12 protein-coding genes are annotated in these 20,261 nt (G+C 73.3%); 9 read left to right on the top strand and 3 right to left on the bottom strand.

Annotated features, from left to right (window positions below):
• The 5 genes from GWI24_RS19715 to GWI24_RS19695 form a co-directional block, all read left to right on the top strand.
• A partial coding sequence (locus tag GWI24_RS19715) for an ATP-binding protein (protein ID WP_210947243.1) occupies positions 1 to 462 on the top strand: 462 nt, incomplete at its 5' end.
• 312 nt (positions 463 to 774) lie between these two features.
• Positions 775 to 3,675 carry a LuxR family transcriptional regulator gene (locus tag GWI24_RS19710; protein ID WP_210947242.1) on the top strand — a complete coding sequence of 967 codons (2,901 nt, stop codon included), beginning with the start codon at positions 775 to 777 and terminating at the stop codon, positions 3,673 to 3,675.
• Between the two features lie 56 nt (positions 3,676 to 3,731).
• Positions 3,732 to 6,488, top strand: a complete 2,757-nt coding sequence (locus tag GWI24_RS19705; protein ID WP_210947241.1) for an AAA family ATPase — start codon at positions 3,732 to 3,734, stop codon at positions 6,486 to 6,488.
• On the top strand, positions 6,478 to 9,288 hold the full coding sequence (locus tag GWI24_RS19700) for a LuxR family transcriptional regulator (protein WP_210947240.1): 2,811 nt from the start codon (positions 6,478 to 6,480) through the stop codon (positions 9,286 to 9,288). The genes GWI24_RS19705 and GWI24_RS19700 overlap by 11 nt, the downstream gene beginning before the upstream one ends.
• Positions 9,289 to 9,619: 331 nt before the next feature.
• Entirely contained in the window at positions 9,620 to 10,225 is a 606-nt protein-coding gene (locus tag GWI24_RS19695) for a LuxR C-terminal-related transcriptional regulator (RefSeq protein ID WP_210947239.1), read from the top strand.
• Positions 10,226 to 10,303: 78 nt separating this feature from the next.
• Here the strand turns inward: GWI24_RS19695 and GWI24_RS19690 are convergent, their stop codons facing one another.
• Positions 10,304 to 11,989, bottom strand: a complete 1,686-nt coding sequence (locus tag GWI24_RS19690) for a PucR family transcriptional regulator (RefSeq protein ID WP_210947238.1) — start codon at positions 11,987 to 11,989, stop codon at positions 10,304 to 10,306.
• Positions 11,990 to 12,191: 202 nt separating this feature from the next.
• Here GWI24_RS19690 and GWI24_RS19685 point away from each other — a divergent pair, with 202 nt between their 5' ends.
• The 3 genes from GWI24_RS19685 (at position 12,192) to GWI24_RS19675 (ending at position 16,484) form a co-directional block, all read left to right on the top strand.
• Positions 12,192 to 13,451 carry an aspartate aminotransferase family protein gene (locus GWI24_RS19685; protein WP_037957403.1) on the top strand — a complete coding sequence of 420 codons (1,260 nt, stop codon included), beginning with the start codon at positions 12,192 to 12,194 and terminating at the stop codon, positions 13,449 to 13,451.
• Positions 13,452 to 13,539: 88 nt separating this feature from the next.
• On the top strand, positions 13,540 to 15,012 hold the full coding sequence (locus tag GWI24_RS19680; protein WP_210947237.1) for an NAD-dependent succinate-semialdehyde dehydrogenase: 1,473 nt from the start codon (positions 13,540 to 13,542) through the stop codon (positions 15,010 to 15,012).
• A gap of 101 nt (positions 15,013 to 15,113) precedes the next feature.
• Positions 15,114 to 16,484, top strand: a complete 1,371-nt coding sequence (locus GWI24_RS19675; protein ID WP_210947236.1) for a CAP domain-containing protein — start codon at positions 15,114 to 15,116, stop codon at positions 16,482 to 16,484.
• A gap of 35 nt (positions 16,485 to 16,519) precedes the next feature.
• On the opposite strand, the gene GWI24_RS19670 is transcribed toward GWI24_RS19675, so the two are convergent.
• Positions 16,520 to 17,263, bottom strand: a complete 744-nt coding sequence (locus GWI24_RS19670) for a peptidoglycan-binding protein (protein WP_247616604.1) — start codon at positions 17,261 to 17,263, stop codon at positions 16,520 to 16,522.
• 182 nt (positions 17,264 to 17,445) lie between these two features.
• Between GWI24_RS19670 and GWI24_RS19665 the strand changes: the two genes are divergently transcribed.
• Positions 17,446 to 18,699, top strand: a complete 1,254-nt coding sequence (locus tag GWI24_RS19665; RefSeq protein ID WP_210947235.1) for an FAD-dependent oxidoreductase — start codon at positions 17,446 to 17,448, stop codon at positions 18,697 to 18,699.
• Positions 18,700 to 18,758: 59 nt separating this feature from the next.
• Here GWI24_RS19665 and GWI24_RS19660 read toward each other — a convergent pair whose 3' ends face one another.
• Entirely contained in the window at positions 18,759 to 20,222 is a 1,464-nt protein-coding gene (locus GWI24_RS19660) for an amino acid permease (protein ID WP_247616605.1), read from the bottom strand.
• Between the last annotated feature and the right edge of the window lie 39 nt (positions 20,223 to 20,261).

The raw sequence follows: 20,261 nt of genomic DNA, 5'->3' as shown, positions 1-20,261 counted from the left end.
AGCACCGAGCGCCGCCCCGACACGGCGCCTCCCGCCACCACCGGCGGGACGTCCTGGCTGCTCCCCTCCGAGCCGTCCTCGGTGCCGACGGCCCGGCGGCTGGCGCTCGCCCAGCTGTCGGCGTGGACGCTGCAAGACTTCGCCGACGACGCCGAACTGCTCGTCAGCGAGCTGGTCACCAATGCTTTGCGGCACGCGGGCGGACCGATCCGCCTGACGCTCTCGCTGTGCTCCGTCGACCGCGCCTTCCGCTGCGAGGTGGCGGACGAGGACCCCGAGCAGCCCCGGGTGCGCCGGGCGTGCGGCGATGACGAGGGCGGGCGCGGACTCCACCTGCTGGATCTGCTCTCCCGCTGCTGGGGATCCACCTGCACGGCGGCGGGCAAGGTCGTCTGGTTCGAGCTCCACCCGCCTGCCGTCGCCCTGGAGTCCGCCCTGGGAGGGGCCCGAATGACCCCGTGATCGTTTGCCGACGAAGGGAGATGCCATAGACGACTTCACGCCTCGTACCCACACAGTGATACCGAACGGCCCGGAGACGGAATGGTGAACGCCCTCACCACGCCTTCCGTCTCCGGGCTTCGCTGATCGCGCTCCGGGCCCGACTGATCGGGATCCGGACTTCACCGATCGGACTCCGGACGGGACGACCGATCGGGATTGCCTGACGATTGATCGGGATTGATCGTCATCATTGCGCTCGTGTAACCTGCTGATCGCGGCAGCAGCGCACTTTTCCGAAATTCTTCGCATTTTGTGGCTTGAGGAGGCTGCGTGGTGGACCGGAAAACGGATTCCGGTTTACCCGGCGCGCTGGTCGGACGCGCCGCCGAACTCGCCGCGCTGACCGCCCACGCGGAGGCCGCCCACAGCGCCCGCTCCGGTCTGGTGGTCCTGTCCGGTCCGGCCGGAATCGGCAAGACCAGCCTGCTGCGCGCCTTCCTCGACAGCGACGCCTGCCGGAAGATGACCGTGCTGCACGGCGCCTGCGGTGAAGTGGTGGCCGGCGCCGGATACGGCGGTGTACGCGCCCTCTTCGGAAGCCTCGGGCTCTCGGCCGAGGACGCCCAGGACTCCCCGCTGCTGCGCGGCAGCGCCCGCCGCGCCCTCCCCGCGCTCAGCCCCCGCCCCGGCGAGGAGGGGCCGCCCACGGCCGCGAGCGTCTACCCGGTGCTGCACGGCCTGTACTGGCTCGCCGCCAACCTGATGACCCAGGGCCCCCTCGTGCTCGTCCTCGACGATGTGCACTGGTGCGACGAGCGCTCCCTGCGCTGGATCGACTTCCTGCTGCGCCGGGCCGACCAGCTGCCGCTGCTGGTGGTGCTCGCCCAGCGCAGCGAGGAGGAACCGGTCGCCCCCGCGGCCCTGGCGGACATCCTCGCCCAGCCGCGCTCGGCGGTGATCCGCCTCGACCCGCTGACCGACGCCGAAGTGGCCGAAATGGCCCACCAGGTCTTCACCGCCCCCGTCGCGCCCTCCTTCGCCGAGCGTGCCGCCGCCGTGTGCGGCGGCAACCCGCTGACCGTCACCCGGCTGCTGCGCGAGCTGCGGGCCAAGGGGGTGTCGCCCGACGAGAGCGGCATCCGCGAGATCGCCGAGGTCGGGCAGTACGTGGTCGCCCTGTCCGTGCGCGCCCTCTTCGACGCCCGGCCCGACTGGGTCCGGGACGTGGCCACCGCCATCGCGGTGCTCGGCGAGGAGGACGCGGAGCACATCGGCGCGCTGGCCGGAGTGCCCGCAGCCCGCGTCGCGGAGGCCGTGGAGCAGCTGCGCGAGGCCGAGGTGATGGCGCCGGACCGGGCGGACCTGGCCCATGACGTGCTGCGCTCCGCGGTGCTGGAGGCCGTCGGGGAGGAGCGGCTGGCCGAACTGCGCGCCAGGGCGGCCCTGCTGCTGAGCGACGCCGGACGGCCCGCCGAGGAGGTCGCCAACCAGGTGCTGCTGGTGCCCGGCACCCCCCAGCCGTGGATGGGCTGGGTGCTCCGGGAAGCCGCCGCCCAGGCCGAGCACCGCGGCGCCCCGGAGGCCGCCGCCCGCTATCTCTACCGGGTCCTGGAGGCGGAGCCGGACAGCCTGTCGGCCCATGTCCCGCTCGCCAAGGCGCTCGCGGAGATCAACCCCGCCGAGGCCATCCGCCTGCTCAAGCGGGCGCTCACGCTGGCCACCGATATCCGCACCAAGGCGCCCATCGCCGTGCAGTTCGGCCTCACCTGCCTCACCGTCCAGCAGTCACCGGCCGCAGTACGGGTGCTCAGCGAGGTGCTCGACGAGCTCGAGGCCGAGCTCGGGCCCGACCCCGATCCGCGCGACCGCGAGCTGCGCACCCTCGTCCAATCGACGCTGCTGATCAGCGGATCCGACGAGAAGGCCACGATCCACACGGTCCGGGAGCGCTTCGCACGGATCCCCGAACCCGCCGGGGACACCCCCGCCCAGCGCCAGATGCTCGCCACGATGACGGTCCTGTCCGCGATGGAGGGCCGCTCGGTGCGGAGGGCGGTGGGGCAGGCCCGCCGCGCGCTGAGCTCCGCGGACCGGCTCGACAACTGGTCGCTGCTCTTCTCCGCGTTCACCCTCGGTCTGGCCGACGAGATCGAGGAGGCGATGGAGACCCTGGAGCACGCGCTGCGCCACGGCCAGGACAACGCCGCGGTCTGGTCGTATGTGATCACTCTGTCCTACCGCGCCCTGCTGCTGCACGGCGTCGGCGCCATCCCCGACGCCCTCGCCGACGCCCAGACCGCCGTCGAGATCATCGGCGAGGAGCGCTGGAGCGCCAATGTGACCATGCCGCAGACCGCGCTGGCCACGATCCTGATCGACCGGGGCGAACCGGAGCGGGCCGAGGAACTGCTGGCCGCCGTCACCCGGCCGAACCTGGACGGGTTCGTCATGGAGTACCACTCGTATCTCATGGCCCGCGCCCGGGCCCGCTGGGCGCTCGGCGACAGCGCCACCGCGCTGCGGCTGCTGCTCGACTGCGGCGCCTCCCTGGAGGAGTCCGGCTTCGCCAACCCGGTGTTCCTGCCCTGGTGGGCCGAGGCGGCCTGTCTGCTCGCGGCCGAGAAGCGGGCGGACGAGGCGCGGGACCTGGTCGAGCACGGCGCCGAGCTGGCCCGCCGCTGGAGCACCCCGCGCGCCTTCGGACTCGCCGCCCTCGCCCGCGGGGTGACCACCCCCGGCGAGGAGGGCATCGCCCAACTCATCGAGGCGGTCGAGCACTTCTCCGGGGCGCCCGCCCGCTCCGAGCACGCCCGGGCCGAGTTCCTGCTCGGCGGGGCGCTGCTGGACGCGGGGCGGCCGCGCGAGGCCCGGGAGCGGCTGCGCTCGGCCGTCGACCTCGCGCAGGGCTGCGGCGCGCTCGCGCTCGCGAAGGACGCCCGCAACCGGCTGGTGGCCGCGGGCGGCCGGATGCGTGAGATCACCGCCTCACCGGTCGACCTGCTCACCGGCACCGAGCACAAGGTGGCCCAGATGGCCTCGCGCGGGGCGGGCAACCGCGAGATCGCCGAGTCGCTGTTCGTCACCGTACGGACCGTTGAGACCCATCTCACCAGCGTCTACCGGAAGCTCAGTGTCGGTCAGCGCGGGGAGCTCGCCTCGGTGCTGAACACGCCGAGCCTTCCCGACCCACAGGCCCCCGCGTGGGTCTTCGCCTCGCGCGGCCGACGCTGACGCGCGCGGCGGTTCGGCGACAGGGTCACGACCCACCCCAGGCATATAGTCACACCATGCAGCTCAACGGGCTCCCGTTCCCCGGCCGTGAACGAGAGCAGGCCATGCTTGCCCAGACAGTCGCCGACCTCGGCCGGGGCCGTTCCTCGGTGGTGACACTGATCGGCAGGCCCGGTTACGGACAGAGCCGCCTGCTGAACCTCGCCGCCCGGCTGGCCGAGGACCAGGGGTTCCGCGTGCTGCGCGCCAAGGCGACCCCCGGCGAGCGCGATGTGCGCTACGGCGTGGTGGGACAGTTACTGGCCCCGATGGACGGACTCACCGACGGTTCGATGAAGGCCCTGACCGGACAGGGGCCCGAGAGCCGCTTACCGGGCCTGACCGAGTTGCTGCGGACCGCCCGAGAGCGGCCCACACTGCTGGTCGTCGACGATGTGGAATGGCTGGACCCGGCGTCGCTGCGCTGGTTCGGGGCGCTCATACGACGGCTGCCCGACGCACTGATCGTCCTCCTGGTGAGCGGCACCGGCCGGCTCCGCCCCGGCGCGTGCCCCCTGTCCACCGCGCCGCAGCAGGTGATCACCCTCGAATGCGAACTGGCCCCGCTCGCCCCGCGCGACGTGGCCGCCACGGTCGCGCTGATCTGCGGCCGCCCCGGCGACAACGCCTTCATCTCCGCGGCCCTGGAGGCGAGCGCGGGCAACCCCGAGGTGCTGTCCGAGGCACTGCGCCGCTTCACCAGACACGGCTACGCGCCGGTGGCCGGGCGAGTGCCGGAACTGTCCACCATCACCGAGGCGGTGGGCGGTGAACACGACGTCCGCGTGCTCGGAGAGCTGTCCGACACGGCCGTCGCGCTTGTCCGCGCGCTCGCCGTCTGCGGCGATCTGCTGGATCTGTCCCTGCTGTTCGCACTCGCCGGCCCCCGCGCCGCGAGTGAGCCCGGACTGCCCGAGGTGCTCCAGGAGAGCGGGCTCGCCATCGCCTCCGGGACCGGGCTCCGGCTGAGCCGGCCCGAGGCACGCAGCTGGATCCTCGCTGAGATGCCCAGTGACGAGCGGGCCGAACTCCACGCCCGCGCCGCCGAGTTGGCCTACCGGGCGGCCGTGGCCGACGAGGACATCGCCCGGCTGCTGCTCACCGCCCGCCCGGTCGACGAGCCCTGGGTGATCCCCGTGCTGCGCCGCACCTGCGCCGCCGCGCTGCGCGCGGGCCGGACCGCCCAGGCCATCGCCTGTCTGTCGCGGGCGCTGGAGGAGCCGCTGGACCCGGCGTCGCGTGCCCAGCTGGGCCTCGAACTCGCCGCCATCGAAGTGCTCGCCGCCCCCGAGGCCGCCGGCCGCCGGCTGGCGGAGATCATCCGCACCGGCGACGGCGGGCCCGGCCGGATCCGGGTGCGCGCCGCCGACCTCGGGCTCTCCCGCGGCGACGACAAGGCGCTGCGCCGCGCGATCGTCGAGGTGCTGCCCTCGACCGCCGGTGAGGAACGGGGGGCGCTCGCGGGGCTGTTCTGGCTCACCGAGTCCGACGGGCAGGACGACACCGATCTGGTCCCGGACGGGATCCCGCCGCTGCCCGACGACCCCACCTGCCCGGTGCAGGCCGCGGCGCGCGCCTGGCGGCTGGCCCTGCGCGGGGAGGACCTGCCCACTGCCCGGGCGCTGGCCCATCGGGTCTTCACCCTGGACGGCGGCGCGGGCGCCCTGATCCTGCCCCGGCTCACCGCCGCCCGGACCCTGCTGCTGACCGACGACCTGGACGAGGCCGAGGTCCGGCTGGACGTCCTCCACACCGATCTGCGCCGGCGGCACGCCCGCGCGGCCGCCGCCCAGGCCCTGGCCGTCCGCGGCGAGCTGAACCTGCGGCGCGGCCGGCTCGACATGGCCGAACGGGACGTGGCCGCCGCCGAGCGGTCACTGCCCCGCTCCCGCTGGCACCGCTACACCGTCCCGTATCTGCTGGCCGTCCGGATCCTCATCGCCCTGGAGAACGGCGACCTCGGCCAGGCCGGTGTGCTCGCGGCCGCGTCCGCCCCCGCCGAGTCGCGCGAGGGCGCCTCCTGGGGCTATCTGCTCTTCGCCCGGGCGCTGGTGGCCGTCAAGGACGACCGGTTGCCCGAGGCGGTGGAGCTGTTCCGGGCCACCGGCAGATGGCAGTTGGGCTGCGGGCGGATCAACCCCGCCCTGATGCCGTGGCGTTCGATGGCCGCCCGGGTCCACGACGCCCTCGGCGACCACGAGGAGGCACGGCGGCTCGCCGACGAGGAGCTCGCGCTGGCCCGGTTGTGGGGCGCCCCCAATACGCTCGGCTGGGCCCAGCTGGGCGCCGGACGGGTGGCCCGGGAGGGGCGGGTCGAGCGGCTCCGCGAGGCGGTGGCCACCCTGCGCGGCACCCCGGCCCGGCTCGCCTACGCGGGGGCCCTGATGGAGCTGGCCACGGCCGAACTCGACACCGGGAACCCGCGCGCCGCGGCCCCCCTGGTGGCCGAGCTGTTCACCTTCGTCATCGCCCACCGGCCCTCCAGCAAGCTGGTCGCGAAGGTGCGCGAGCTGTCCGAGCGGACGGGGCCCTCCGCCGTCCGCGGACGAGTCCCGCATCCGGCGTGGGCGACGCTGACCGAGCCCGAGCAGCGCACCGCCTCCCTCGTCGGACTCGGCCACGGCAACCGGGAGATAGCCGAGACCCTCTCGGTTAGCAGACGCACCGTGGAGCTGAGGCTCAGCGGTGCGTACCGAAAGCTGGGGATCGGCGGCCGCGCGGAGCTGATCGCGTTGCTGCGGGCGGCGCAGGGAGGCGGAATCGATGTTGCTTGAACGGGAGGCCGAGCTGGCGCAGGTCGCGGAGGCCCTGCGGGCCGCGGCGGCGGGGGACTCGTCACTGTTGTTGCTCACCGGCCCCCTGGGCACCGGCCGGACCGCGCTGCTGCACCAGCTGCCGATGCTCGCCGAGGGCGAGAAGATCAGGGTCCTGCGCGCCAACGCCGCGCCCATGGAGCAGGACTTCGACCTCGGCGTGGTCCGCCAGCTCTTCGACAGCCTGCTCACCGGCGCCCCGGAAGAGCTCCGCGGTCAGCGCATCGAGGCAGAGGTCGACCTCTGCCGGACGGTCTTCTCCGACGACGCCCCGCCGCTCGACGATGACGGGGCCGTCACCATCCCCGAGGAGGCGCTGTACGGCCTGCGCTCGGTGCTGGCCACCGCCGGCGCCGAGCGCCCGCTGCTCATCCTCGTGGACGATCTGCAGTGGGTCGACACCCCCTCGCTGCGCTGGCTCGCCTTCCTCGTCAAACGGCTGCACGGGCTGCGCGCCGTGCTCGTCTGCGCGCTGCGGGACGGCTATCGGCGCCCCGGGGACCCACTGCTGCGGGAGATCGTCGAGGCGGCGCGGCGGGTGCTGCGCCCCGCGCCGCTGTCGCTGGGCGCCACCAAGGAAGTGATCCTCGAGCAGTTCGGCGTGCCGGGGGACGAGGAGTTCGCCCGCGCCTGTCACGAGAGTTCCGCGGGCAACCCGCTGTTCCTGAAGTCCGTGCTGGCGGACCTGGCCATGCGCGGCCACCGGCCCACCGCCGAGCATGCCGAGACGGCCCGCTCCCTCCGCCCCGCCCAGCTGCGCGAGCGGCTGGCCAGCTCCCTGCGCGCCCAGCCCCGGCCCCCGCGCGACCTGGCCGCCGCCATCGCGGTCCTCGGCGATCAGGCGGAACCGGATCTGCTGGGCCGGCTGGCCGGGCTGGACCCGATCGGCTTCCTGGCCGCGCTGCGCGACCTCCACCAGCTGGGGCTGATCGCCGCCGAGCAGGAGCCGCGCTTCCTGCACCGGGTGGTGCAGGACGCGGTCGAGTCCTCGATGACCGTGGCCGAACGGGAGCGGCTGCACGACGCCGCGGCGGCCCTGATGTACCACAACGGACGCCCCGCCGAACTCGTCGCCGCCCAGCTCCTGGCCGTCACCAGCTCCGACCACCCCTGGGCGGTGGAGGTGCTGCGGGCCGCGGCGGACACCGCGCTGCGCCGTGGGGCGCCCCGCACCGCGGCCCGCTATCTGCGCCGTGCCCTCCTGGACGGCTCGCTGACCGGGGAGGGCCGGGCCCGGCTGCTGATCGATCTGGCCACCGCGGAGCGCGGCTTCGACCCGGCCGCCTGCGAACGCCACATCTCCCAGGCGATCCCCCTGCTGACCACGGCCAGGCTCCGGGCCGCCGCGGCCCTGCGGATCTCGCCCTCGATCGTGGGCCTGGGGCCCCCGTCGGTCATCGATCTGCTGCACCAGGTCGCCGAGGACCTTGGGCCCGCCGCCTCGCTGGAGGGCACGGCGCGCGATGTGGCGCTGCGGCTGGAGGCGCGGCTGCGGCACGCCGGACACGAGGACCCGGCGGAACTGGCCGCGGCGGTCGAGCGGCTGTCCGTGCTGGGGGAGGAGCCGCCACTGATCACCTCCGCCGAGCGCGAGCTGACGGCGGTGCTGCTCAACGCGGCGGTGCTCACCGCCCGATGGCCCGCGGCCGAGGTCTCCCGGCTGGCCAACCGCATCCTGGAGCGCGAACCGGCCACCTCCGACCAGGTCCACACCCCGCTGCCGCTGGTGGTGATCGGGCTGGTGGCCGCCGATTCGGTACGGGGGATCAGCTCCTGGCTGGCGATGGAGCAGCAGACGCGGCGGCAGGGCGGCACGGTCGTGGACGCGCTCGTCAACGTCCAGCAGGCCATGGTGCTCGGCGCCCGCGGCCGCGTCGCCCAGGCGCGTGAGTACGCCGAGCGCGCCGTGCGGCTGGCCGAGGTGCACTGGCAGGAGGCCGGGATCGTCTCCACCCTCGCCCTCACCCGCGTCGCCCTGGACCTCCAGGACTCCGCGCTGATCGAGCGGATTCTGGACGGCCCCGGCCGGCGCCGCTCCTCGAGCCTGGCCCTGACCGCGACGCTGCAGTTCGTCAAGGCGGCGCAGGACGCCGAGCACGGCCGCTGGACCAGCGCCCTGGAAACCCTCCTGGCCTGCGGCCGGCAGCTGGAGGCGTCGGGCTGGCGCAATCCCGTGCTCTTCTCCTGGCGGCCCTGGGCGGCCGACCTCCACCGGCGGGTCGGCGACCCCCACGCGGCCGGGGCGCTGGCCGAGGAGGAGCTGCTGCGGGCGACGGAATGGGGTGCCCCCGTGGCGCTCGGCCGCGCGCTGCGGGTGAAGGCCCGGCTGAGCGACGGTGACCAGGGGATGCGGCTGCTGCGCGAATCGGTCGATGTGCTGCGCGCCTCGGCCAATGAACTCGAACTCGCCCGCACGCTCCTGCTGCTGGGCAAGCGGCTGAGGCCGGGAGGGGGCGAGGCGGCGGCGGTACTCCGGGAGGCCGCGGCCCTGGCCTCGGCGTGCGGGGTGCCACGGCTGGTCGACCGGATCCGCGCGGCGGACGGCAGCGGTGCGGCGGCCGCCCCGCCCGAGGCGACCCTCACCCGTACCGAACGCACCGTGACCTCCCTCGTCGGACGCGGCCTGACCAACCAGGAGGTCGCGGCCGAGCTGGGGGTGAGCTCCCGCGCCATCGAGAAGCATCTGACGAGTTCCTATCGCAAGCTGGGCGTCTCCGGGCGGCGCGAGCTCATCGAGCTGCTGCCCCGCATGCATTCGTGAACGGAGCGTTAACGGCGATAATTGGACGCTGTTTGACGAGGATTCGTGAACCGACCGTACCGGCCCACCGAAGGGGTGGGGTGCGGACCGAACCTTCGGGGGACCCCACCACGGGATTGGGTGGCGACACCCCTGTTGACGTTGACTTCCGTACCCGCAGATCCCTAGTCTCAATTCTGAAATGAACATTCGGAATTGAATATCGATATTCAATTCCGAATACTGAGAATTAGGAAGGGATGGCAGTCCCTTGGCATTGCCTTTACTAGCAGATTCGGCTCGGCCAACCCCCCACGAGCTTGGACACGAGCAGACCGAGTACACGGATCTATTGCGCCAGTTCGATCAGCCAGGGGCGTGTGTCGTCTGTCTCGACCCGTCGCTCATCGTCCAGCAGGCGAACCGGGAATTCTTCCGGCAGTTCGACGACGCCTCCTCGGACGTGTGCGGCCGTGACTTCTGTGACCTTGTGCACCCCAGCGTCAGACAGGCGCTGAAGCGGCAGTTCACCCGGCTCATCGACGGCTCCCGTCACCGGTTCACCACCCATGTGGTGGCCATCGGGGCCGAGGGGGCCGCCTTCACCAGCGGGCTCACCGCTGTGGCGGTGCGCGAGGGCACCGCCCATGTGGCCTCGATCCTCGTGGTGATGCGTCCCACGGCGGGTGGCGAGGAGGTGGAAATGGTCACCAATCATAAGAAGCTCCTCACCGAGACCGAGGCGCGCATCCTGGAGGGCATCGCCGCCGGGCTCTCCACCATCCCCCTGGCCTCCCGGCTCTACCTCAGCCGGCAGGGTGTCGAGTACCACGTGACTCGGCTGCTGCGGAAGCTGCGGGTGCCAAATCGCGCGGCCCTCGTCTCCCGCGCCTACTCCATCGGCGTACTCAACGTCGGCTGCTGGCCGCCAAAGGTCGTCGACGACTTCGTCAAATGACCCCCACGCCGCGGAGGTCCACGAACGCGCCACGGCCGGTCCGGACTCGATCCGGGCCGGCCGTGGCGCGTCGCCGTCTCAGGACGGGGCCGGGCCCCGGGACAGCCGCAGCAGACGGAAGGCGGTGAGCGCCACATGGAGCTGGGTACGCTGCTCACCCGACTCCAGATCGCAGCCGAGCACCCGCTCCACCGAGTGCAGCCGCTGGTAGAACGCCTGCCGGGACAGGTTCGCGCGCTTGGCGGCCACCGTCTTGTTGCCCGCCGCGTCCAGGAAGGTGTGCAGCACCGGCAGCAGATCGGTGCCGTGCCGCTCGTCGTAGTCCACCAGGCGCCCCAACTGCCGCTCCACGAACTCCTGGAGCCGCACATCGCCGCGCAGCGCGTACAGCAACTGCCGCAGCCCGATGTCGGACAGCTCGTGGAACGCCTTGTCCGGCGTCCCCGGAACGGCGGCGTCCGCGACCCGCGCCGCCTGCTGGAACGACCGGGCGGTCTGCGACAGATCCGACACCTCGGAGCCGACGCTGATCACGGCGTCCGGCCGGGACTCCCGCACCGACCGGCTCAGCCGCTCCACCAGCGGCCGCCACGGCGTGGCGGCGGGCAGGGCCAGCAGCACCCCTATGTGGTCACCGGGCACCGCGCCGACCAGTACGGCGGCCCCGGCCGCCCCCAGCTCGTCCGTCAGCCGGTCCTCCAGCTCGGTCGTCTCCCCGGCGCCGGGGCCGGGGCTGACCAGCACCACCATCAGCCGGCGGCCCGCGACCGGCACGCCCAGCGCCTCGGCCCTGGCCCGGGCCTCGCCCTTGGAGCGGCAGCGCTGCTCCACCAGGTCCAGCAGCAGCGTGCGCTGCGCCCGCCGCTCCCAGCGGGTGTGGTGGGTGAGCCGGGCGATGGTCAGGGCCGTGGCGGTGCGCTCCAGGACCATCGCGTCCTCGGAGCCGACCGCCGGGTCCCGGGCCCCGTCCGGGAGCATCAGCAGCCGCCCCCATCGCTCGCCCCGGTACTCCACCGCGGTCACCAGCCAGTCCTCCGGGCCGCTCAGCCCGGTCCGGTCGGGCGAGGGCGTGGCGCGCGAGCGCCGCTCCCAGCCGGTCAGCGCCCCCTCCACCCCGCGCCCCGGTGACCCGCAGATGACGGCCTGGTGCACCAGGTTCTCCAGCACCACGGGGTGCCCGCTCATCTCCGCCGCCATGACCACCACCTCCTCGGGCCCGGCGCCCCGCAGAGTCAGCGCGGTGAAGGTGTCATGGACGTCCTGGGCCCGGCGCAGGCTCTCCACCTGGCTGCCGACGATCAGGGAGTGGAGCACCTGGGTGACCTCCACGAAGTTCACCGTCCGCGAGAGCAGGACGAGCGGGAAGTCGCGCGCCAGACAGGCCCGTACCAGCTCCGAGGGCGGCCGGTGGTAGCGCCGCACCAGCTCGATGACCAGCCCGGCGGCGCCGACGTCCGCGAGCTCGTCGACATACCGGCGGACCAGCGCCGGATCCTCGGGCAGCGGCATCCCGGTGGTCAGCACCAGCTCCCCGCCCTTGAGGAAGGACGCGGGGTCGAGCAGCTCGGTGATGTGGACCCAGCGGACCGGCCGGGCCAGCTGCCCATGGCCGGAGACCACCTCCGGCGCCCCGGCGGCCAGCACCGGAAGCCGCAGCACCTCGGCGAGGCTGAGCGGCGGACGCCCCGGGATCCGCGGGGGCTCCGAGGGGCGGGCCGGCGGCCGTCCGGCAGCGTCGTACCCGGTGCCGCCGAAGCCGTTCATGCCGCTCACTCTGGCAAGCCCGCGCGCCGGGCGCAACCACGATCCCGGCCGGCCTCTTGACAGGGCCCGTACCCGGGGTCGTTGACAGATCGTCCATACCGATCACCACCCCGCGACACAGTGATCATTGTCCTGACCGGGTCCGCCCCCTCACCCTCGAAGTGTCCGAGCGCATCGCCGACCCGTGGGTGTGGGAGAGAACATGACCAATCTGTCGCCGCAGCTCCGTCAAGCCACTCCGGTGGTCGCCGTCCGCGGAGAGGGCGCCTACATCGACGGCGAGGACGGGCGGCGATACCTCGACTTCACCGCGGGCATCGGCGTCACCAGCACCGGGCACTGCCATCCGCGGGTCGTCGCCGCCGCCCAGGAGCAGGTGGGCACCCTCATCCACGGCCAGTACACGACCGTGATGCACCCGCCGCTGCGGCGGCTGGTCGAGAAGCTGGGCGAGGTGCTCCCCACGGGCCTCGACAGTCTGTTCTTCAGCAACTCCGGCAGCGAGGCCGTGGAGTCGGCCCTGCGCCTGGCCCGCCAGGCCACCGGCCGGCCCAACGTCCTGGTCTGCCACGGCGGATTCCACGGCCGCACCGTGGCCGCCGCCTCCATGACCACCTCCGGAACCCGCTTCCGCTCCGGCTTCTCGCCGCTGATGAGCGGTGTCGTGGTGACCCCGTTCCCCACGGCCTACCGGTACGGCTGGGACGAGGAGACCGCGACCCGGTTCGCCCTGCGGGAGCTGGACTACGTCCTGCAGACCATCTCCCCGCCCGACGACACCGCCGCGATCATCGTCGAACCGGTGCTCGGCGAGGGCGGCTACGTGCCCGCCACCGAGGGCTTCCTGCAGGGCCTGCGGGAGCGCGCCGACCGCCATGGCTTCCTGCTGATCCTGGACGAGGTGCAGACCGGGGTGGGCCGCACCGGACGGTTCTGGGGCCATGACCACTTCGGCATCCGCCCCGACATCCTGGTCACCGCCAAGGGGCTGGCCAGCGGCTTCCCGCTGTCCGGCATCGCCGCCTCCGAGGAGCTGATGAGCAAGGCCTGGCCCGGTTCCCAGGGCGGCACCTACGGCGCCAACGCCGTGGCCTGCGCGGCGGCCGCCGCCACCCTCGACGTGGTCCGCGAGGAGAACCTCGTGGCCAACGCCGAGGCCATGGGGGCGCGGCTGCGCAGCGGTCTGGAGGACGTGGCCGCCAAGACCCCCGCCATCGGCGATGTGCGCGGCCTCGGCCTCATGCTGGCCAGCGAGTTCGTCACCGCTGACGGCGAGCCGGACCCGGCGACCGCGGCCCGGGTGCAGCGCGCCGCCGTGGACGAAGGGCTGTTGCTGCTCCTGTGCGGCGCCTGGAACCATGTGGTCCGGATGATCCCCGCCCTCGTCGTCGACGAAGCGGCGATCGATGAGGGTCTGCGCGCCTGGTCCGCCGCCGTCAGCGCCGGAACAGCGGACTCCTGACGCGCACCGCACATCACTCACGGGAGCCCGATCCGCCCGCCGGTCCGAACCCCTCGGACCGGCGGCGGTCCGATAGGAGATTGCCCCTATGTCCACCCCCTCGTACCCCTCGGCCGCAGAGGTCCTCGCCGCGGTGCCCAAGCAGCTCTACATCGCCGGGTCGTGGTCCGACGCGGCGGGCGGCCAGACCATGCCGGTCGACGACCCGGCCACCGGTGAGGTGCTGTGCGACATCGCCGACGCCGCCCCCGCCGACGGGCAGCGCGCCCTGGCCGCGGCCGAGGAGGCCCAGGAGAAGTGGGCGGCCACCGCGCCCCGCGCGCGCAGCGAGATCCTGCGCCGCGCCTATGAGCTGATCATGGAGCGGGCCGACGCGCTCGCCGCGCTGATGACGGCCGAGATGGGCAAGCCGCTGGCCGAGGCGCGCGGAGAGGCGGCCTACGCCGCGGAGTTCTTCCGCTGGTTCTCCGAGGAGGCCGTGCGCGTCGAGGGCGGGTTCTCCACGCTGCCGGACGGCAAGAACCGCATGCTGCTGATGCGCCGCCCGGTCGGCCCCTGTCTGCTCATCACGCCGTGGAACTTCCCGCTGGCCATGGGCACCCGCAAGATCGGCCCGGCGATCGCCGCGGGCTGCACCATGGTGCTCAAGCCCGCCCCGCAGACCCCGCTGTCCAGCCTGGCGCTCGCCGGGATCCTGGCGGAGGCGGGGCTTCCGGCCGGGGTGCTCAACGTGGTCACCACCTCCCGTGCCGGAGAGGTCGTGGAGCCGCTGCTGACCGGCGGGCATATCCGCAAGCTCTCCTTCACCGGCTCCACCCAGGTCGGCCGCACCCTGCTCGCCCAGAGCGCGCCCGCGGTGGTCCGCACCTCCATGGAACTCGGCGGCAACGCCCCCTTCATCGTCTTCGAGGACGCCGACCTCGACGTCGCGGTCGAGGGCGCCATGACCGCGAAGATGCGCAACATGGGCGAGGCGTGCACGGCGGCCAACCGGTTCTTCGTCCACTCCTCCGTGGCGGCCGAGTTCGCCGACCGGCTGGCCCGCCGCATGGGCGCGCTGGAGGTCGGCCCCGGCAGCCGCCCCGGTGTCCAGGTCGGGCCGCTCATCGACCGGGCGGGCCGTACCAAGGTCGAGGAGCTGGTCGCGGACGCCGTGGCACGCGGCGCCGAGGTGCTGGTCGGCGGCAGCACCCCCGAGGGCCCCGGCTGCTTCTACCCGCCCACCGTGCTCACCGGCGTCTCCCCGGCCAGCCGGCTGATGGAGACCGAGATCTTCGGACCGGTCGCGGCCGTGCTCACCTTCGACGACGAGGACGAGGTCCTCGCCACCGCCAACGACACCGAATGGGGCCTGGTGGGCTATGTGTTCACCCAGGACCTCAACCGCTCACTGCGGGTGAGCGAGCGGCTCGAGGTCGGCATGGTCGGCCTCAACACCGGACTGGTCTCCAACCCCGCGGCCCCCTTCGGCGGCGTCAAACAGTCCGGGCTGGGTCGCGAGGGCGGCCGCGTCGGCATCGACGAGTTCCTGGAGTACAAGTACGTCGCGGTGCCGGTCTGACCGCCGCCGCACCGCCGGGGCGCCCGCCGGAACCGCCGGGGGCGCCCGGGCGTTGCCCTCATGACGCGTTGCCTCCACGCACGCGGCGGTGAGGAGCGGACATGGGCGAGTTGGTGCCCGGCGGGAACCAGGCGCTGCCCGACGGCGCGCTGACCATCCGGGTGCCGGGCCCGTTCGATCTGTCCGCGCTGATCACCGGCGAGGACGGAAAGGTCGCGGGCGACGGCGACTTCGTCTTCTTCAACCAGCCCACCGCGCCCGGCGCCCGGCTGGACGGCGACACCGTCACCCTGCGGCCGCGGGCGCTGCGGCCCGGCGCCGCCCGGGTCACCCTCGTCATCAGCCCCGCCGACCCTGGCACCCCGCTGGGGCGGCTCCCGGCGCCCGTGCTGAGCGTCCTGGACGAGCGGGGGTCGCCGCTGGCCCGGTTCGCTCCGCCGCGCCCCTCGCGGGAGACGGTGCTGCTGCTCGCCGAGATCTACCGCCGTGGCGGCGGCTGGAAGGTGCGGGCGATCGGCCAGGGGTACGCCGACGGACTGGCCGGTGTGGCCCGGGACTTCGGCGTCGACGTCGCCGACGACGGAGCCGCCGCCGCGCCCGCGTCCCCCGCGTCCGTGCCTCCCATGCCTCTCGTGTCTCCCACGCTCGCGCATCGCGCCCCGGCGTCCGCCGCCCCTGCGCCCGCCGACGGGGCCTCGCGGCAGGCCCTCGACGTGGTGAACGCGGCGCGGGCCCGGGCCGGGGCCGCGCCCGTGGCCCTCGACGGACGGCTGACCGCGGCCGCCGAGGCGCACGCCCGGGCCATGGCCGCCCACGGCGCGCCGGCGCTGGAGAGCCCGGACGGGACCTCGCTCTTCCAGCGGATCGCCGCACACGGCTACACCCCGCTGACCATCGCCGAGCACATCGTCTCCGGGCCGCGCACCCCACGGGAGTTCGTGGACTACTGCCTCGAAGGCGCCGAGCGCCGGGGGCCGTTCCACGACCCGGCCGTCGTCCACCTGGGGATCGGCCGGGCCGACGGCCGCACCACCGGGGACGTCTACTGGACGGCGGTATGGGCCCGTCCATTCACCCCGGACGGGCTGCTGCGCCTGGCCTCGGAGGTCATCGCCCTGACCAACGCGGAGCGCGCCGCCGCCCGGCTCGCGCCCCTCGCCCCCGACCCTCGGCTGACGGCGGCCGCGCAGGCGCACAGCGACGACATGGTGGCCCGCGACTTCTACTCCCACACCGGCCCCGAAGGGCATCAGCCCTGGGACCGGGCCCGGGCCGCCGGGGCCACCCACCGCGGCATCGGCGAGAACATCGCATGCGGCCAGCGCTCCCCGGAGGAGGTGGTGCGCGGCTGGATGAACAGCCCGGGCCACCGCGCCAACATCCTGAAGCCCGACTTCACCCACATCGGTGTCGGCCATGCCACCGGCAGCCGCGCGGGCACGTACTGGACCCAGGTCTTCGGCGCCGCCTGATGGCACCCCGACCCTGACCGCCTCCGGCCGTTGCGTCAGGTGCGCGACTCCAGAATGCGCCGTGTGGCGCTCCCGTACACCCCGTTCGCGTCGCCCCGGATCCCGTACCACACCTGGAACCGGGAGACGGCCTGGGCCAGCGTCTGGTCGTACTGGCCGTTGACCTGTCCGTCCTGATACACGTTCGGGATCCGCAGCAGCCGCTTCTGGAGCTCGGTGACCTCCGGGCCGGTGCTCCCGAGGGTCAGCACATCGCCCGGGTCGCCCGGCGGCGGCAATTGGTCGTCCGGGGCCTGCGAGGCGGGGGCGCTCGGCGTCTGCGGCGCGCCGGAGGTCGCGGGCGCGGTGGGCGCGGTCGGCGTGGCCGACGCGCCGCCCTCGGCCGCGCCGGACGCCGAGTCCCGGGGCACCATCAGCACCAGCGAGAGGGCGACCCCCGCGCCGAGCCCGGCCAGCACCAGCAGGGCGGCGCTGGGATGGCGCCGCCCGGCGGGGGCGGGCGGCGCGGGCGGTTGCTGAGGCGCGGGCGGTGCCTCCTGCGGGGGCCAGGCGTCGGCGGCGGACGGGCCGCCCGTCATCTCCTGGGTGTCGTCATCCGCCATGGGCGGTGCCTCGGGCGGGAGCTCGGTGCCCGGCGGCCGGAAGAGGTCGAGCTCCTCCATCCACCCCTCGACCGGCCCCTCCGAGGCATCGTCGTACTCCGGCGCCGCGGGGAAGATGGCGGTCGGCTCGATCACCTGACGCCCGGCTGGTCGGTCCGGATCGGGTTCGGCTGCCATACAGACCTCCTTATACGCCCCACACCATCACGCGGGGATACGGACGCGGGCGCGGGAAGATTCAAGCCGATCGTGAACCGGAGGCCCCGGAGCCCCCGCGGCGCCGGTGTGGCGTGGCGCCGCGGGGTAACCCGTCCTGAGAGGGTGCCCATGGCCTCGGGGACGTCGAAGGGAGCCATGAGATGGAGCGGACCACATGCTGTGTGGTGGGCGGCGGGCCGGCCGGGATGGTCCTCGGCCTGCTGCTCGCCCGGGCCGGGGTGGAGGTCACCGTCCTGGAGAAGCACGGGGACTTCTTGCGCGACTTCCGCGGCGACACGGTGCACCCCAGCACGCTGAGGCTCCTGGACGACCTGGGCCTCGCCGACCGGTTCGCGGCCCTGCCGCAGCGGCATGTGCACTCCATCCAGCTGCCCATAGGGCGGGGCGGCGAACTGTTCACGGTCGGCGAGATCGGCTCACTGCCGGGGAAGTACAACTACGTGGCGATGGTGCCGCAGTGGGACCTGCTCGATCTGCTGGCGGACGAGGCCCAACGGGAACCCACCTTCCAGCTGCGGACGAACACCGAGGTGACCTCCTTCCTCATGGAGCGTGGACGGGTCACCGGAGTGCGCTACCGCGACCGCACGAGCGGTTCCACCGGCGAACTGCGCGCCACCCTCACCGTGGCCTGCGACGGCCGGGGATCCCTCGCCCGCGACCTGCCGGAGCTCGGACTCCAGGAGTTCGCCTGCCCGATGGACGTCTGGTGGTTCCGGCTGCCGCGCGAGGAGAGCGACCCCCAGGGGCTGGTGGCCAATGCCGGCGAGCGCTTTCTCACGGCGATGATCGACCGTGGTGACTACTGGCAGTGCGCCGCCCTGGTCCCCAAGGGGGCCGACGCCAAGTGCCGGGCCGAAGGCCTCGACCGGTTCCTCGCCGCGTTCACGGAGGCCACCCCATGGATGCGGCGGGGGCCGGCCGACCGTGGCCCGGGCCCGCGGTCCTGGGACGAGGTGAAGCTGCTGGACGTACGGATGGACCGGCTCCGCCGCTGGCACCGCCCCGGACTGCTGTGCATCGGGGACGCGGCCCACGCGATGTCGCCCGTGTTCGGGATCGGCATCAACCTCGCCGTCGAGGACGCGGTCGCCGCCGCCCGCCATCTGGTCGGGCCGCTGCGCGAGGGCACTGTGGGCCTCGCCGACGTACGCGCCGTCCAGCGCCGCCGGTGGCCGACCACCGTCGCGACGCAGGGGTTGCAGCGGATCGCCCACGCACGGGTCATCGGGCCGCTGCTGCAAGGGCGTTCACCGGTCGCCGGAGGGGAGCCGCTGCGGCTGGCCGAGGTGCTCACCAGGGCGCCCTGGCTGAAGCGGGTGCCCGCGTACTTCCTCGCCTACGGCGCGGGCCGCGAGCGGCCTCCGGCCGAGTCGCTTCGCCGTTCCGGATGAACCGTTGAGGCCGGGTGCGGAAAGCCTTCCGCACCCGGCTTCACGCATACGGAGAACCTTTAGACGATGCCCTCGGCGATCTCCGCCTGCTCACGCGCGGTGCCGTACGCGGACGGCGTGTTGTACGAGCGACGGGCGACGAACCACCAGATCGTGGCCAGCAGCAGCACCACGGCCAGCGCGATCGAGGCGTAGTTCATCGAGTCCACCGTCACCGGACTGGACTGCGGCAGGCAGAACAGCACCGTCACCACCGCCACCCACACCACCGCGATCCAGCCCACCGGCTTGCTCCAGCGGCCCAGGTTCCACGGGCCCGGCTGGAACCGGTCCCCGGCGCGCAGCCGCAGGAAGACCGGGATGGCGTAGGCGGGCGTGATCCCGATGACGTTGATGGCGGTCACCGCGCCGTAGGCGGTCTCGGAGTACAGGGACGGCAGGGCCAGCACACACGCCACCGCCACCGACAGCCAGACCGCCAGCACCGGCGTCTGGGTACGGGAGCTGACCCGCTGCCACAGCCGTGAGCCCGGCAGCGCGCCGTCCCGGCTGAAGGCGAACACCATCCGGCTGGCCGCCGCCACCTCGGCGTTCCCGCAGAAAAGCTGCGCCACGATGACGATGAGCAGCATCGCGGTGGCGCCGCCCGTGCCCAGGGCGTCGATCAGGATCTGCGCCGGCGGCACCCCGGTGGCGCTCCCTTGCGTACCGGCGTAGTCCTGGATGGCGAAGGTGAGCCCGGCCAGCAGCACGAACCCGGCCACCCAGGACACCCAGATGGCACGGACGATCCCCCGGGCGGCGTAGACGGAGGCGTTGGAGGTCTCCTCGGACAGGTGGGCGGAGGCGTCGTAGCCGGAGAAGGTGTACTGGGCGAGCAGCAGTCCGATCGCGGTCACATACAGCGGATTCGACCAGCCGGTGTCATTGACGAATTCGGTGAAGACGAATTCGGGCGACTGGTGGTGGGAGGGCACGATCGCCAGCGCGCCGACGATGATGGCGACGCCCGCCAGATGCCACCACACACTGACCGAGTTGAGCACGCTGACCAGGCGCACTCCGAACAGATTCAGCGCCGCGTGCAGCAGCAGAATGCAGACGAAGATGAGCATGGTCGATTCCGGTGTGGGATCGAATCCCCACTGGAGGTTGAAGAGCGCGCCGGTGAACAGGGCGGCGCCGTAGTCGATTCCGGCGATGGCCCCGAGCAGCCCCAGCAGATTGAGCCAGCCGGTGTACCAGCCCCAGGTCCGTCCGCCCAGCCGGTCGGCCATGTAGTACAGCGCCCCCGAGGTGGGGTACGCGCTGGTCACCTCGGCCAGGGCGAGCCCGACGCACAGCACGAAGAGCCCCACTCCGGCCCAGCCCCACATCATGACCGCGGGGCCTCCGGTGTCCAGCCCGAAGCCGTACAGCGTCATGCATCCGGAGAGAATGGAGATGACCGAGAAACTGATGGCGAAATTGCCGAAGCCGCCCATGCGGCGGGCCAGAACGGGTTGATAGCCGAGCTCACGCAGCCGCTGTTCATCGTCCCGGTGGGGGGCGGGACTTGAACT

The organism is Streptomyces sp. MK37H (assembly GCF_018035285.1).
GTDB lineage: Bacteria > Actinomycetota > Actinomycetes > Streptomycetales > Streptomycetaceae > Streptomyces > Streptomyces endocoffeicus.
Note: the sequence above shows the minus strand (reverse complement) of the source record. Positions and strands in the feature narration are given on the sequence as shown.